The sequence below is a fragment of the Pseudomonas turukhanskensis genome (assembly GCF_027922365.1).
Taxonomy (GTDB): domain Bacteria; phylum Pseudomonadota; class Gammaproteobacteria; order Pseudomonadales; family Pseudomonadaceae; genus Aquipseudomonas; species Aquipseudomonas turukhanskensis.
Genome location: NZ_BSFN01000008.1, coordinates 191,329 through 206,329 on the forward strand (window position 1 = coordinate 191,329; position 15,001 = coordinate 206,329).

The following is a 15,001-nucleotide window of genomic DNA, read 5'->3' on the forward strand; positions in this document are numbered from 1 at the left end:
GATCACTCGCTTTTTACATCCTGCCTCAGTCCCAAAGGGCGACTCGGTCATACATCGCCATCGCGAGTAAGTCCCTTCTGGGTAAGCGGGCGATCTGTCATACAGCGGCGCTGCAAGCCATTCTCGAGTGTCCATAGGTCGCGGCTTTCCGCCTTTCGTCTTTCCAAGCGAAAAAAGTCGTAGCCGCTCTACCGAGCCGAGCGGCAAGACGACCAATTCTTAGCGGTTAGCCTTTCGTCCACATTCAGGGTCGAGGGCTACAGGCATGAGTAAACCAACCGCTCCACAACATTCAGGGGAAGACCGTTTCGATGAAGTGCTGGCGCTTATCCACAGCGCTCGCCAGCGGGCTGCACAGGCGGTCAATACCCAACTGATTGAGCTGTACTGGCAAGTGGGTGCGTATATCAGCCGAAAGCTGGAAAGGGCGGAGTGGGGGGATTCAGTGGTTGCGCAGTTGGCGGAGCATTTGGCGCTGACTCAGCCGGGGCTACGGGGCTTTACGCGCAGCAACCTGTTTCGCATGCGCCAGTTTTATGAGGTTTATCGCAATGAGGAGAAAGTCGCGCCACTGGCGCGACAATTGTCGTGGACCCAAAATCTCATCATTCTTGGCCAAAGCAAGCGCCCGGAAGAACGCGAGTTCTACCTACGTATGGCGGTTCAGGAGCAGTGGTCAAAGCGCGAGCTGGAGCGCCAGTTCAAAGCCGCTCTTTTCGAGCGCAGCGTCACCCAACCGGCAAAAGTCTCACTAGCGTTGAGACAAACTCACGCCGCCGCGCTAGATGTCTTCCGAGATGCCTATATGGTCGAATTTCTGGGCCTGCCGAGCGAGCATGCCGAGACCGATGTACACGAGGGCTTGCTCGCGCGTCTCAAGGATTTTCTCAGCGAGCTGGGTCGAGATTTCTGCTTCGTTGGCTCCAAATACCCGCTGCAAGTCGGCAGCCGCGACTTCGCCCTGGACTTGCTGTTCTTTCACCGGGGCCTCAATTGCCTGGTAGCCATTGAACTCAAAGTAGGCCGCTTCGAACCGGAATACCTCGGCAAGCTCGACTTCTACCTGGAAGCCCTCGACCGCGATGTACGCAAACCCCACGAAAACCCCGCCATCGGTGTTTTGCTCTGTGCGAGTAAAGAGGACGAAGTGGTTGAGTACGCGTTGAACAGATCGTTATCGCCAGCCCTGATCGCCGAATACCAGACGCGTTTGCCGGATAAGCAATTGCTGCAAGCGAAGTTGCATGAGTTTTATGCGTTGAATGCGGCGCAGCAGGAAACGCAATAGAAGGGGAAGGAGATAAATTCCGGCCAATAAAAAACCCGCACTAGGCGGGTTTTTTGTCGTTTCCAATGACCGGTTACAGCGCTTGGAAACTTGAAGATGGTGCCAGGGACGGAATCGAACCTTTGCCTGTGCGCCTCTCCTTACGGGGATTTGTCAGCTTGCGGCTTTTCGCATGCCCCCAAATATGCCCCCAAAACAAAATCCACCCTTCTGGGTGGGCATTCTCTCACACCTGCTCGCCGTCTATCTGCACGCTGGCTTTGCCATTGTTGTCGTAGGGAATGTACACGGTGATCTCCTTCCCGCTTCCACTCAAAACTTTGATAACTAGCGCCCTCGGTGGAGCACCCCAATCGTCGCTAAAGACAGTCTGAATGGCATCCTTGCAGAGGTCGCCTTTCGCTACTGGCCAGCAAGCTGAGCCATCTACTAAGGGCAAATAAATATCTAGGTTCGACATTGGTTGTGATCTCTCTGTCGCGGTGGCTTGCGGCCGATCCTACCTGAGGCATTCGCAATAATCGCTAGGTGCGTAGCACCAGCGGGAGTTGGGTGTTTTCGTGATTTCAAAAATAGAATTTTGACGGCGCGAAAATTTGGCTCCCCCCGTCGTTCGGGAGGTCGTTTCCAATGAAGATTGGACACCCCCCCCCTTGGGTGCGGAACGTGCGTTTTCTGAGAATCGCGATTTTGGAGAAACAGAAAAAAGGCTCCCCCCGTCGTTCGGGTCTCGGATGCCAGGGACTTTTAACCCACCCTCTCCCCCCTGCGCGTGCATCTAAGCGAGGTGATGCCCCCTCAGATGCCCAGCCCTACTGGGTTTCGTTAATGCCCCTTCCTCGAACCTTAGCGGAAGCCTGAGCCCCTTAAGGGGATGCGGAATCTGCACACCCTAGGTCGGTGCTTGCTTATCTGATGCGTCATAAGGGTGGCTTTATCCCACCTTAAATGAGCGTGCTGGCGCAGTGCTGCACCCCAAACCGGCTAATCGCCGGTTTTGCTTTTCGTGCGGATCGAGGCGGAGAACTGAGGCGATGGGCGAGCCACTGACAGCAGCGCCATGCAGGCAGATCGGCTCAAGACTCAGCCAATCTTTCGCCGATCTCCAATCCGCCAAGTCGGCGGTTTGACCCCTTTAATAGCTCCTGTTCCACTAAGCGGCAGAACGGCTAGAAGCCTCGCCATTGCTGGCGCTCGCTGGGTAGGACAAATGTTTCTGTCTCGGGTACGTCTCACCGTGAATCGCCGCATAACAGGGGTAAGCGGGCGAGGCGTTCTAGACGGACTAGATGGCGCAAATCGGAGCCATGTTTAGGCGGGGTAGCGATGATCCAGATTTGGACCATGAGAGGAGGATGCCTGCCACCAGCCCCTAAGGAATAGGCTGCGCAGGCTGTCGCGGTTATTTCTTGCCAGGCCACTCACGACTAACGCCCGTATTGCACCAGCATTCGCTATTAGGCCGGGGTCAGGTCCACCACCAGCACAGCACCAGCAGAGAACACTGCGAGGCCGGCGCGGGTTTCTGCCAGCAGCGTCACCATGTTGGTGGTGAAGTTGTTGCCGGACTCGCGGCTAGCCATGAGGCTCGGTTGCTCGCGGTCGAGGATGGCCACCTGGTTGGGGTCGACCACCAGAACCGATCCAACCGCAAGACTTGGGGTGGTGACTACCGGTACGCCCCAAAGCGCGGGCGGCGAGGGATCGCGAGGGCTGCCCAGGACATACTGCCCATCAGTGCCTCGCTCACTGGAAATGGTGAACCAGTCGACCGGGTTCATCACGATCAGACCGGCCTCCCAGCCATTGCTGTTCATGCCAACAACAGCCTGTCCGATAGCGTCGACGGGAGCCGGGGTGCCGGTCACTGCGAAAGGAATCGCAAAATCCACTAGTCCTTTGATGCGCCCTTTGCCTTCAGTGCCCGACACCAACTCGGCCTCCAGCTTGGCCAGCAAGCCGTACTGCAGCAGGTCGCCAATCTTCTGAGCGAGCGCCGGAGCATCGTCGAGCACTTGAACCGATGCACGCGTGAAGTGCGCGATGGTCGCAATGGTTGCCGTCTCTGGCTCCATCTCAAGCGTGGCCTCAGCCTTCTGCTGACCTTCCTCTGTTTGGAAGGCTGCAGCGTTTACGTAGTCGATTAGCCGCATGTACTCAAATGAGCCGACGGACACAGGCAGGCGCGGCAGAATATCGAGCAAGGTCAGCGAGCGGCGAGGGTCGTTGTACAGGCCGTCTGCGCGCTGTGCTTGCACGTTGTAGTCGGTCGAGCCTGTTACGCCAGCGCCCGCATTGGTGAGCGCTTTGATCGACACACCATCCAGGGCCACCCGGCCGGTCGTAGGTGCGCCGTTTTGCACTGCGGCGAATTGATCGGACTGAGAGAATTTCAGGCTCAAATCCCCAGGCGTACGGAAGGTCTCAAAGCTATCGGAGTGATTGCCGCGTACGTACTTCTGCGCCAGGTCGGAAACAAAATCATTGAGCCGGCGAATTTCCGATTTTTGCTCGGCGATTTCTGCCTCGTTTTTGGTTTTCATTTCGACAACGGCGGCGGTTTGTTCTTCAACTGCCTTGGTGAGTAGTTCGATTGACATGGTGATACCTCAGCGCCCTTGAAGGGTCGCAGTGATGCGTTGGAGTTTGGCGGCGATTCGCGCCAGGTCTGCGCTGTCGTCGGGTTGCTCATCTCGAACAAGACCGTTCCAGCCACCCGCCATAAGCCTTTTGGCTTCGCGGGCAGAAAGCCCCAACGCATCACGCGCGGCGCGTTCAAATTCTCTTGGGTTCGGGTTGCAGGGATCGAAGGATTTAACGCTGGTGATTCGCGCCGCTGGGTTCGCGGGGAGAGCCACCAGGGAGACTTCGATCAGGTCAATTTCTTTGAGCAGGCGGGCGCCGTTGACGATCTCTGCGCCGCCGGCGGGGATGGTGTAGCCAATACTGAGCGCCAGCGCCCCATCCATCATTAGCGAATAGGCGGCCTTGGCCTGGGGCACGTCAGTTGTGAGCCGGCCGTGGGCGAGCAACCCGTCCGTGGTGTCCTCAAACTCAAGCCACACGCCGACCGGGTTGGACTGGTCGTGCTGCCAAAGCAAAGCCGGCCGGGTGCCGGCTTTGGCGTGGCGATCGAGTGATTTTGTGTAGGCGCCTGGGGCGATTAGATCGCCGTGGGCGTCGGGCTCACCGCCATACGGCGAAGCAATACCCGAGAATGTGCCGGCCTGGTCGGAAGCGGCAAATTTGAACTGAATAGGGGCTGTCTGAAACGTACGCATGGAATGGTTCTCGCAAAGGGAGCAAATAGGGATCATTTGCCGCTCAGGGAACGCATCACGCGCAACTGGGACGGGGCACAGCACATAACGAGCTGTATGCGCACCCAGTATACGAGTGAGCGCTTTGAGCGCAAGTGGTTACTCGATCAGGGCATCGGGCCAAATGGCCTTTGCGCTGTCCGTCGCCTCGGATCGGGTCATAGGGTTGGCAATCATCGTGAACGGGCGCGTTCCAGGAACGGTGACGACCCAGTAGCAGCGGCGCTCATATCCATCGTTTGCGGCCAGCTCTGCGAGCAGCTCGATGCGATGTGCACGGATGTACTTTTGAAGGTCGCCCGTGACCCGTTCCCGAGGGGAAACCACCACACGGTTTCCCTTTTTTCGGGCTGCCAAACCGAACTGTTTTAGGTAGTCGATGGCGGTGCTCATATGGCCACCTCGTCATCGCTCAATTCGGCTTCTACGGACTCGTTTGCACTCGGCTCGTTTTCCCATTCGTGCCCTTTTTCATCATTCGTGCCCTCTCCCGGGAGTGGGCACGAATGGTTTTTCGAGGGCACGAATGGAGAAAAGGGCACGAATGCAGGGAGCGACCAGAACGAAACGATCTCCTTTCCGAAGCCTTCCCGGACAGTTTCCACGCCGAGTTTTTCGCGAGCTGAGCGAACCTGTTTGGCCGAAAAACCATTGTCGGTCATCACCCGCTTGGCATCCTTTCCGCTCACTCGGCCAGCACTCAAAACTCTCCGTAGCGTTTCGGCCGGGTCGTCTTGGTCTGGTACTTCATCTGAGGTGAGCTGTTCGGCGTCTGCCAAGATTTCGCGAGCGCTGCCTTCGATGACATCGCCCCATGTCGCGACCACCGTATCGATACCGCCGTCGATAGTTACCGGGCGAATCGTGTAGGTGCATCCGCCAACGTCGGCGCTTATGTTCGACTTCGCCCGAGCCAGTACCCTGTCTTCTTCACCTTCCCTTTTGGCACTGACCAGCACCATTCGCGCAAGCGCGGTAAATGCCTGGCTGCCCAAAACACGCTCGGCTGGACTGCTGGCCTGGCTACCTTTGCTGAAGTGAGAAATTCCCACTACCGCGGAGCCGTGCTCCTCGGCTAGGTTGACCAGAGGCTGTAGCGACCGGCGAACGTCGTTAGCGCGGTGCATGTCGCCGCTCACGGCGGCCACGATGGGATCAATCATGATCAAGCCGGCGCCGCCGATGCGCTCCAATTCCCGCGCCAGCAGGTCGCAGTCGCGGGATGGGTCGAACGGCTCCAGTTCGTCCAGGTCGTTGATCCGGCCCTGCATGATGAATACTCGGTTCAGGTCAGCACCGGCAGCGATCAAGCGGGGAATGATGGTGTGCTCTGCCGAGTCCTCGCTTGAGAAAATCACAGCGTTTTGCTTTTCGTTGCAGTGAGAGCCGTCCGGCCACCGTCCTCCGCTGGTCATGGTGGAAATCAAGCCCAGGGTAAGCGTGGTTTTCCCATCGCCACCGGCGCCGGCCAGGATGGTGAGCATCCCCCGGGGTAGCCACTGGGGCCATAACCATCGGGCGGCCTTTGGAGTAATGGAGGCGGCGGATACAAGATTGGCCCGCCAAGTCGGGGGGCTGGCCGGTTTAGGCGCCTCTGCCCATTGGTCTGCAAATCGATCAGTAGTCATTTGACCCCCAGTCGTTGCTTGGCCAACTCAAACCGGGCCTGATCTTCTGCGTTAAGCAATTGGCCTTGCTGTAGGAGCGAGCTGCCCACGGCATAGACCATGCGCTCATGGTTGACGGCCGCCTTGCTTGGGCCTCGCCGTGGCTCGCGTTTGCCTGGGAACAGATCGGCCAGCTCCAGGCCGATTGCGGCGGTGATATCCCGAGCGTTGCAACCTGCCCAGCAGTGCAGCAGTACTTTCCCGTCGGCGGCTTCGCTTACGTTGAGGCTGGGGCTCTTGTCGTTGTGTGCCGGGCAGCAGGCAATCCACTTTCCAGCACCAGCACTTTTCACTTTGGTGAGGCGGTCCAGCACCAAATCCAGGCAAGCCGATCCCGCCGGCGCAATTGCGCCGTTTTGATTTTTCATGGTTAAGCCCTCAGGTCGTGCTGGAGCAGGCCGGCTTCAAAGTCGCGTGCCTGGGAATCGAGGACGTTGGAGTGATCGTCCGCCAGATACTGAACCAGGCTCGCCAAGTCTTTGGCTATGAATCCCTGCCCTGCGGTCAGGTCGGTGTGTATTGCCTTGCCCAGGGCGGACAGCCAGCGTGTGTGTTCACGACTGACCTGCAGGGCATCAACGGCTTCGTTGGCGATAAGGGCAACTCGCTCGTGGTTCGTGCTCATTGCGCCGCTCCTTTCTCTGCGATATCGCAAAGGGCGGCGCCTTGGTCACGTACCGATGTGCCAATGGCGTAAACCGCGCAGGCCAGGCCGTACACCTGAGCCCCGGAGAGGTGATGTTCGCTGCCGTCGTGCCCAAGCAGATCGGCGAGGGCTTCGAGTGCCAGGCCCGATATGGCCAGGCGGTTGCCGTGATCGGCAGCTTCGTTGGAGTGAAGGCTCATTGCGCCACCGCCTTAGCTTTTTGGGCAGCGGCGATTTCTTCACAGGCATCGGCCCATGCGTCACCGTCCAGAGACTCCAGCCAGTCGCAAGCGTCGGCCTGGGCTTCGAGAGCGCGCTGGATAGCACGGTGGTGGTTGTAGCGATTGAGGCGAACAGAGAGGGAGGAGTTACTGCGGAGTGCGGCGAGAGCCATAGCCCGGTGGGCAGCGGCGCGGATCTTGGACGGAGTGAGGGTGGTCATAGGTGTAGCTCCTTCTGCTTTCGAGGAGCTGCCACTGTCCTTTCCACGGGATTGGGTGGCAGCTATGCGTGGGGTGGAAATACCGGGGCAAAAGGTACCCGGCCAGACCGAAGTCTGCCCACGCACAGCCGCCATAAAGCGGAATCTCAGGCATAAAAAAACGCCGGAGATTGAATCTTGGGCGCTGTGCGCCTTTTGCTTAAACGGGTTTCCACGCCCGGTCGCTGAATTTGCAGCGACGGCCGAAAGATAGCGCGGAGACGGCAGGGGAGCAAGCATCATTGCACTACCTCCGGAGCCAAGTGCGTAGGCACGCGCGCCGCATCCATGGCCGCGATGATGGTTGCGCGGGGCACTCCTTTGCTATGAAGGATCGTCGCCAAGCTGAGGAATGAGGCGAATGCGACTACCTCGGAGGGCGTACCACTGTCGCGGGCATAGCCGACGATGCTGGGCAGCAACTGGTTGAAAATGAAGTCCTGGTGGTCTTCTACGCGGTGACCCTGATAGGTGCTCATGCTGCCACCCCAGCGCGGCTTTCAGCGATGCGGGCGTCACACCAGGCCAAAACCTCGGACTCAATCCAAACTACGGATTTAGGGCCCAAGGGAACTTGGCGCGGGAAAGCACCGTCAGCGATGCGGCGATACAGTTCGGAAGTGGAGAGGGTGGTAAGCGTTTTGACTTCGCGGAGTTTGATGAAACGGCGGGGCTGTTCGAGCGGTACGGCTTGGGCTTGTGCGGCCATGTTGTCGCCTCCTTGGGTGGCGTTGGGAACATGGCTCCATGCTGGGACGGATTACGGTAGGTGTAACCGCAATTGCGATTTTTCGTTCCGCAATTGCGGTAATTGTATAACTCGCTGCGCGAGGTTATTCCTCTTCTGCTATAGCCTTGTTTGCGGCAGAAAATATTTCGTCAAGATTGCGCTCCTTCAAGCCACGAAAAGAAAAGCGCTCCAAAATAGCTGACTTGATGGCGGACTGTTTCATTCCTTGAGGTCTTGGGCGATCAATTGGCGACTCTATTAGTTTTATCAGTGCAGCAGTGGCCAGCAAATGTGACCTTTTGGATGTGTTGTGTGCTGTTTCTTGTCGAGCTAACTCAGCTTTAGCCAATCTTTCTCGTAAGTGCTGATTTTCTAAAAGAGCTGACTTTAGTTGGCTAGTTAACACCTCGACGCCTGCTTCGTTGTCAATCACCTGAATGCTCGAGTAGCCAATCGTTACAGGCATTGCTTTTAGTTCATCCCTAGCGGCCCTTCGCAGCCAGATTACCTCTTCGACCAGTCTGTCCGAGATATTAATAGCCCGGTCATACCATTCCTCAAACGCCTCCCCAGGGGTATATCCTCTTCCAGTCAGCCACTCACATAACGCGCTGTAATCAACGAATGTCAAATCCGGAACAATGAGCTCATCAAAATCTCGCAGGGTTCTCGCGGCTTTAAGGCGACCTATTTCTACGGCATTAATCAGTTTTGGTAGGAATATCTCCGTGATATTAACAAGCTCGGAGATTGTCTCGTATGACAGTAGGTGGCCACTATATTCATCAAGTGCTGGGATGTTTACATTCCCGGCAGCCCATTGATCGCAGGCGATTAGCTCAGCGGCTTCTTGAAGTGTCATCATCCAGACGCCGAAGTTTTCCAACTCAACCAGGCTTTCACCAAGGGTGTTATGTTGATGAATTACGTCAGTGATGTGCTTTTCTACTAATTCATCTTGCGTGCTGCGATGCCCCAATAATTGCGTTTTGTCTATGCCATCTATTATCCCGCCATTCATAACGTCACCCTCCCAAATGCTCCCGCTACTGAATAGGTCTGCAAGTCAGGCGGGTGGGAAGTCCGCTTTTCGCTCCGTCGAGCTAGGCCAGCCAAAATTCTCTATGCCTTTCGTTTGATGCTCACCACGGTAGCCCCAGCGCACAGGGCGTCGATTGAATCTGCCCAGGCCTGCATCATTTCCCGGCGCTGCTCCAGGTAGTTCGCGTGGTTGTAGGTGTCTCGGATTTCGTCGGAGTCACCATGGGCAAGCTGGCGCTCGATCCAGTCCCGGTTGTATCCGCGGCCATTTAGCTCGGTGCTCAACAGGTGGCGGAAGCCATGGCCAGTCTGTCGCCCTTCGTACCCGATCAGGCGCAGCGCCTTGTTGATGGTGTTCTCGCTCATAGGGCGTTCGCTGCTCTGTTGCCCAGGGAACAACAGCGGATAGCTACCGGTGATTTCGCGGAGTTTCTGCAGGATATCCACCGCCTGGCGGGGTAGGGGCACCACATGCGGCCGCCGGGCCTTCATTCGCTCTTTGGGTATCGTCCAGGTGGCCTTGTCCAGGTCGAACTCGGACCAGGGGGCAGCGCGCAGCTCGCCCGGGCGAACGGCCGTGAATATCAGCAGGCGGATAGCCCAGCGGGTCAGGTTGCTTATCCGGCCGGCCTCGAGCTTTTCCAACAGCTCCGGCAACTCCGCAAGGGGAACGTGTGGGTGGTGGCGAGCGGCTTTCGCTGGGGCCGCCACCACGTCCAGATCAGTGGCCGGGTTGTTTTCCACCACACCCTTGGCCAGCCCGTAGCGGAATATCTGGTGCAACCACTGCCGTATTTTCCCGGCGGCGTTAAGGGTGCCTCGAGCTTCGACCTTGCGCACCAGGTCGACCAGATCCGGTCGGGTGATGCTGGCGACCGGCCGAGAGCCAATGCCGGGCACCAGGTCGTTTTCCAAATAGAGCTTGGCTTTGTACGCGGTGCTCTCCGCCCAGCGTGGAGAGTTGTAGGCGTACCACTCGCGGGCCAGTGTTTCAAATGTGAGCTGCTCGGCCTTCATCGCCTGTTTGACGACTTTCTTCTGCTCGCCTGGGTCCAGACCATCCGACAGTTTCTGCCGGGCCTCATCGCGTCGCTGGCGAGCCTTAAGCAGGGGGACGGTCGGGTATGCGCCAAAGGAAAGCCGCTTCTCCTTTCCCGAGTGCCGGTACTTGAGTCGCCAGAGTTTCGAACCGTTGGGCATCACCTCAAGATAAAGCCCTTGGCCGTCAGCGAGCTTGTAGGGCTTTTCCTTGGGCTTTGCCGCCTTTAGGGCGGAGTCGGTAAGGGGCGAGACTTTGAGGGCCATGTAGCACCGTTTTGGGGGCATGGAAGGTGACCGAACCGGCCATGCCCCCAAAGATGCCCCCAAAGCTTCGGGCTTACAAGGGAAGGGTAGGGAATCGTAGGCAATAAAAAACCCGCACTAGGCGGGTTTCTTAGGGGCTTTCGGGTGGTTTTGGCACTACCTGAAAACGAATAATGGTGCCCAGGGACGGAATCGAACCGCCGACACGGGGATTTTCAATCCCCTGCTCTACCGACTGAGCTACCTGGGCCAACGGGGCGCTATTAGACGGATTTGAAGCACCTCTGTCAACACGCTTTTTAAAAAATATTTAATTAATCCGGGCGCTTACGATTTTTTCTCGGAATCACTAGGCGCTACGTAGCCTTCGGCCTGGGCGTATTCCTCGCCGGAGAGGAATTTGTCCATCTCGGCCTGGAGGAATTTGCGGTCTTCGGCATTCATCATGTTCAGGCGCCGCTCGTTGATGAGCAGGGTCTGGTGTTTTTGCCATTCGTCCCAGGCTTGCTGGGAGACGTTGTTGTAGATGTCTTCGCCTTTGGCGCCTGGGTAGGGCGGGCGCAGCAGACCCGGCAGGTCTTGTTTGTGTTTGCGGCAGTGTACGGTGCGGGTCATGTCGGTTCTCCAGCTTTCAATTCGTCGGCGGCGCGTTTCAGTAGCTTTTTCACGGGTGCCGCCAGCCCCAGGCGGGGCGGGGTGGCGAGGTTATACCAGAGCCAGTCGGCCTCGGCCACGCCGTGGGTGTTGCCCTCGACCTGGATCAGCCAGGGTTCGATGGCCAGTTGGAAGTGGCTGAAGGTGTGGGTGATGCCGGCCAGTTCGCGGCGGCTGCCAAGCGTTAAGCCGCGTTGGGCGGCGAAGGTGTCCAGCGCTGCGCTCTCGCTGAGTTCGGGCAGGCTCCAGAGGCCGCCCCACAATCCGGTGGACGGGCGGCGGTAGAGCAGGATGTCGCCGTCGCGGTTGGCGAGAATGGGCATCAGGGTGTGTTTTTGCGGCAGGGCTTTGCGCGGCTTGGCGATGGGGTAGCGGATTTCCAGACCGAGCATATGGGCCTGGCAGCCGCTTTGCAGCGGGCAGAGCAGGCAACTGGGTTTGCTGCGGGTGCACAGGGTGGCGCCCAGGTCCATCATCGCTTGGGTGTAGTTGTTTACGCGCTGGTGCGGGGTAAAGCGTTCGGCGACGTCCCAGAGCTGTTTGGCAACCTTCGGCTCGCCGGGGTAGCCCTCCTGGGCGACGTAACGGGCAAGCACGCGTTTGACGTTGCCGTCGAGGATCGGCGCGCGCACGCCCATGGACAAGCTCGCGATGGCGCCGGCGGTGGAGCGGCCAATGCCGGGCAGTGCTGTGAGTTGCTCAACGTCGCGGGGGAATTCGCCGCCGTGCTGCGCCATTACGATCTGTGCGGTTTTCTGCAGGTTGCGGGCGCGGGTGTAGTAGCCCAGGCCCGTCCACAGGTGCAGCACTTCGTCTTCCGGTGCTTCGGCCAGGGCTTTTATGGTCGGCAGCGCGGTCATAAAGCGGTCGAAGTAGCCCAGCACAGTACTGACCTGGGTCTGCTGCAGCATGATTTCCGACACCCATACGCGGTACGGGCTGATGTTGTGCTGCCAAGGCAGGTCTTTACGGCCGTGGCGGTCGTACCAGTCGAGTACCGCGCTGGAAAATTGCTCGGGGTTCATCGTTTGAACAGGCCCTTGAGTGCATCTTTGAGTTCTGGGCTGACTTTGTCGCCAAGCTTCTCTTCGAGTTTTTCATTGAGTTTGTCGCCGGCGAGTTTGGCGGCCACCTTGCCCATGCCGTCCTTGTCCAGGCGGCAGGCTTTGGCGCCCAGTTCCAGTGGGCCACGGCAGCGCAGCGGCCATTCGATGTCGACGTAGCGTTTGTTCACCTGGCACGCGGGGTCGGGCATGTCGCTCTTGTCGCCGTCGATGATGATGCCGACGCGGTAGTCCATGCCCAGCACGCGCAGGTCGATATCGCCATTGCCGTTCACGCGCAGGCCGGGGATGCGCACTTTCATGTCCGGGTTGTTGGCCACGCCGTTGCGAAAGCTCAGGGTGCCGTCCAGTTGTTCGAACGGTGTGTCTTTGCCGCGCGGCTCGCCGCTCAGGGATTTGCGGTTGAGGGTGGCGATGCCTTTGCACAGTTGCTGTTCGAGGTTGGCGTCGATCAGCGCGCCGTCGCTCAGGGCGAAGCTGGCGCTGCCGTTCAGGCCTTCTACCCAGGCTTTCTGGCTGTTGCCGCTGGTGGTGATGTCGGCGTTGAGGTCGAGCAGGCCACGTACGGGCGGTTTGGCCTGCTGAGTGGCGAGGAGTTTTTCCACTGGCACGCGGCTGATGCGTTTCTGCGCCTTGAGCAGCGGCACGGCCGGGCGTACGTCGAGGCTGGCGGTGGCGTTGAAGTTGCCGTTGTAGAGGTCGCCGCGGATATTTTCCAGCGTCAGCAGGCCGTCTTTGCCGTTGGCTTTGATGCTGGCGTTTTCGATGGGCAGCTTGTCGACGGTGAGCAGGCCCAGGCCGATGTTTACGTCAGCGGTCACTTTGCGCAGTTGGTCGATGGGCAGCACTGGCTCTTCGCTCCAGGCTTGTTGGCTTGGCGGGTTGGGCAGGTCGCTGTTGCCGTCTTTGCCGGCGCTGGCCAGCACGCCGCTGACTTCGTTCTGACGGTTGCTGCGTTGGGCCTGGTCGTCCTTGGTTTTGGGCGGCAGGTAGTTATCGAGGTTGAGCTTGTCGCCCTTGAGTTGAACGCTCAGGGCCTGCTTTGCCAGGTCGGTGACGGCCAGGCTGCCGGTGAAGGCGCTTTCGTCGACTTTAAGTTTCAGCTCGTTGAGAGCCAGGCTGTTGGCGTTGCCTTGCAGGCGGGTGACCAGTTCGACTTTGCTCAGCGCATTGGCGTCGCTCATCGGCGGCAACGCACGGCCGATGCCTTCGAGGAATTCGCGCAGGTTGAATTCGGCAATGGACAGGCCGCCGGTGAGCTGCGGTTCTTTATCCAGCTCGCGCACGTTCAGCTCGCCAAGGGCGCGCAGTTGGTTGGCGGAGAGTTTCAGGCCGTTCCATTCGGCAATCTGCGCGCCCTGGTCGAGCAGAAGTTGGCCTTGGGCGGCGAAGGTCAGGGTTTTGCCGTTCAGCGGCTCGCCGGAGGCTTCACCGGAGAGTTTCAGGTCTTCGAACTGATAGCGCTTGAGGGTGCGGTCGAAGCGCAGCACGCCGGCCACTTCGGTCTTGGCGCGCAGCACCGGTTGATTGGTGCCGAGGTAGGCGGTGAGTTTCACCGGAATGTTGGCGCCTTCGCGAATGGCGCCTGTGGATAACTCAATGCCTTCGGCGGTGAATTGCTTGCCGCTCTTGGCGTCTTTGTAGTCGATGCGGGTGTTGGCCAGGGTGAGGCTGTCGATGTCCAGTTTCAGCGGCTGCGAGGGTTTGCTGTCTGGCGTGCTTTCGTTGGCCGCCGGCGTGGTGGCCGCGGCTTGGTCGTTGCTGCCCGGGGCGGCGGGCTTGGCTGGGCGGCCGATGTCTTGCCAGTTGCCGCGGCCTTGTTCGTCGCGGGTCAGGGTCAGGTTGAGGCCGTCGACCTTGATATCGCTCATTTGCACTTCGCGGCGCAGCAGCGGCAACACGCGCACCGACAAGCCGATCATGCGCAGGTCGGCAAATGGCTGGTCGGGGGTGGTGGCGCTGGCCAGGGTGGCGTCGTGCAGTTCCAGGCCAAGCCAGGGGAACAGGCTCCAGCCGATATCGCCGTTCAAGTTCAACTCGAGGTTGGCCTTGTCGCGGGCGAGTTGGCGGATTTCGTCTTTATAGTCGTTGGGATCGAACAGGTGGGTGAGGGCAAAGCCCAGCGCCACGAGGATCAGCAAGACTCCGAGGGAGAACAGACCCAGGATTTTGCCAAACGATTTCATGGACGATTCCTTTTTTATGAAATGGAAAGCGGAAAGAGGCTGGAAAAACTGATGCCGGAGTATAACGCCGACCAGCGGTAAGGGTGGCTGGAGGATTGGATGGGCACAGCAGGCGGTGGTTCCGCCTGCTGTGCCCTGTCGGCTAGGCGGGGTTAGAGGGGGAGGAGCGGCAATCCGATTTTGGCGGCCAGTACCTGGCTTTCCAGATGACCCGCGGGTGCTGCCAGGTGCAAGCGTTTGCCGGCCTCGTTGGCCAGGCGCTGGGCTTCGGCCACTAGGCGGCGGGCAACGCCGCGTTTGCGGGTGACGGTGCGTACGCACAGATGCGACAGGCGCCAGTGATTTTCACCCTTTTCGATGATGGCTGCGGCGAGCAGCCGGTCATTGAAACGGCCTGCTAGCAACTGGCGCTTGGCAATTGCCGTTTTTATCAGGGCATCGCGGTCGGTGAAGGGGGCGATCAACCAGTCCGGCGCGTCGTGATAAATCTTTTGCAGGTCGCTTGAATCCTGACTTGAGGGTTCAAATATTTCTTCTACAAGTACTGGCATGCCTGAGTTAAAGCCTCTTGAAGTGACGTTGATCGGAATCAAATGTGCGTTGGGCAACAAATGGTACG

At 58.8% G+C, this 15,001-nt stretch carries 17 protein-coding genes and 1 tRNA gene; 1 reads left to right on the forward strand and 17 read right to left on the reverse strand.

All coding sequences use genetic code 11. The annotated features are described in order from the left end of the window. Window positions 1-265: 265 nt before the first annotated feature. Window positions 266-1,288 (forward strand): PDDEXK nuclease domain-containing protein, encoded by a 1,023-nt coding sequence (locus tag PKE98_RS15525; protein WP_271196214.1) that lies wholly within the window; start codon window positions 266-268, stop codon window positions 1,286-1,288. 1,457 nt (window positions 1,289-2,745) lie between these two features. Here PKE98_RS15525 and PKE98_RS15530 read toward each other — a convergent pair. The 17 genes from PKE98_RS15530 to PKE98_RS15610 form a co-directional block, all read right to left on the reverse strand. Next, entirely contained in the window at window positions 2,746-3,888 is a 1,143-nt protein-coding gene (locus tag PKE98_RS15530; RefSeq protein WP_271196215.1) for a phage major capsid protein, read from the reverse strand. A gap of 9 nt (window positions 3,889-3,897) precedes the next feature. Next, the gene (locus PKE98_RS15535; protein ID WP_271196216.1) at window positions 3,898-4,569 is read right to left on the reverse strand and encodes an HK97 family phage prohead protease; all 672 of its coding nucleotides are present in this window, start codon (window positions 4,567-4,569) and stop codon (window positions 3,898-3,900) included. Window positions 4,570-4,707: 138 nt separating this feature from the next. After that, the gene (locus tag PKE98_RS15540) at window positions 4,708-5,001 is read right to left on the reverse strand and encodes a hypothetical protein (protein WP_271196217.1); all 294 of its coding nucleotides are present in this window, start codon (window positions 4,999-5,001) and stop codon (window positions 4,708-4,710) included. Then, on the reverse strand, window positions 4,998-6,236 hold the full coding sequence (locus tag PKE98_RS15545) for an AAA family ATPase (protein ID WP_271196218.1): 1,239 nt from the start codon (window positions 6,234-6,236) through the stop codon (window positions 4,998-5,000). The genes PKE98_RS15540 and PKE98_RS15545 overlap by 4 nt, the downstream gene beginning before the upstream one ends. Further along, entirely contained in the window at window positions 6,233-6,643 is a 411-nt protein-coding gene (locus PKE98_RS15550) for a CHC2 zinc finger domain-containing protein (RefSeq protein ID WP_271196219.1), read from the reverse strand. Before PKE98_RS15550 ends, PKE98_RS15545 begins: the two co-directional genes overlap by 4 nt. A gap of 2 nt (window positions 6,644-6,645) precedes the next feature. Next, window positions 6,646-6,900, reverse strand: coding sequence for a hypothetical protein (locus PKE98_RS15555; protein ID WP_271196220.1), 255 nt, complete (start codon window positions 6,898-6,900; stop codon window positions 6,646-6,648). Beyond that, window positions 6,897-7,121 carry a hypothetical protein gene (locus PKE98_RS15560; protein WP_271196221.1) on the reverse strand — a complete coding sequence of 75 codons (225 nt, stop codon included), beginning with the start codon at window positions 7,119-7,121 and terminating at the stop codon, window positions 6,897-6,899. Before PKE98_RS15560 ends, PKE98_RS15555 begins: the two co-directional genes overlap by 4 nt. Next, window positions 7,118-7,363: a hypothetical protein gene (locus PKE98_RS15565; RefSeq protein WP_271196222.1), complete on the reverse strand. Its 246-nt coding sequence runs from the start codon at window positions 7,361-7,363 to the stop codon at window positions 7,118-7,120. Before PKE98_RS15565 ends, PKE98_RS15560 begins: the two co-directional genes overlap by 4 nt. A 278-nt stretch (window positions 7,364-7,641) precedes the next feature. Continuing rightward, window positions 7,642-7,881: a hypothetical protein gene (locus tag PKE98_RS15570; protein ID WP_271196223.1), complete on the reverse strand. Its 240-nt coding sequence runs from the start codon at window positions 7,879-7,881 to the stop codon at window positions 7,642-7,644. Further along, window positions 7,878-8,111, reverse strand: coding sequence for a helix-turn-helix transcriptional regulator (locus PKE98_RS15575; protein WP_271196224.1), 234 nt, complete (start codon window positions 8,109-8,111; stop codon window positions 7,878-7,880). Before PKE98_RS15575 ends, PKE98_RS15570 begins: the two co-directional genes overlap by 4 nt. A gap of 124 nt (window positions 8,112-8,235) precedes the next feature. Beyond that, a complete protein-coding gene (locus PKE98_RS15580; protein ID WP_271196225.1) occupies window positions 8,236-9,153 on the reverse strand; it encodes a hypothetical protein in 918 nt (305 codons plus the stop codon). A gap of 101 nt (window positions 9,154-9,254) precedes the next feature. After that, on the reverse strand, window positions 9,255-10,478 hold the full coding sequence (locus tag PKE98_RS15585; protein ID WP_271196226.1) for a tyrosine-type recombinase/integrase: 1,224 nt from the start codon (window positions 10,476-10,478) through the stop codon (window positions 9,255-9,257). Window positions 10,479-10,652: 174 nt separating this feature from the next. Beyond that, a tRNA-Phe gene (locus PKE98_RS15590) sits at window positions 10,653-10,728 on the reverse strand. Between the two features lie 77 nt (window positions 10,729-10,805). Then, window positions 10,806-11,093: an oxidative damage protection protein gene (locus tag PKE98_RS15595; protein WP_271196227.1), complete on the reverse strand. Its 288-nt coding sequence runs from the start codon at window positions 11,091-11,093 to the stop codon at window positions 10,806-10,808. Continuing rightward, entirely contained in the window at window positions 11,090-12,157 is a 1,068-nt protein-coding gene (gene mutY, locus PKE98_RS15600; protein WP_271196228.1) for an A/G-specific adenine glycosylase, read from the reverse strand. The genes PKE98_RS15595 and mutY overlap by 4 nt, the downstream gene beginning before the upstream one ends. Then, complete coding sequence (locus PKE98_RS15605; RefSeq protein ID WP_271196229.1) at window positions 12,154-14,382, reverse strand: AsmA family protein; 2,229 nt, start codon at window positions 14,380-14,382, stop codon at window positions 12,154-12,156. Before PKE98_RS15605 ends, mutY begins: the two co-directional genes overlap by 4 nt. A gap of 152 nt (window positions 14,383-14,534) precedes the next feature. Then, window positions 14,535-14,933, reverse strand: a complete 399-nt coding sequence (locus tag PKE98_RS15610; RefSeq protein WP_271196254.1) for an acetyl-CoA sensor PanZ family protein — start codon at window positions 14,931-14,933, stop codon at window positions 14,535-14,537. Between the last annotated feature and the right edge of the window lie 68 nt (window positions 14,934-15,001).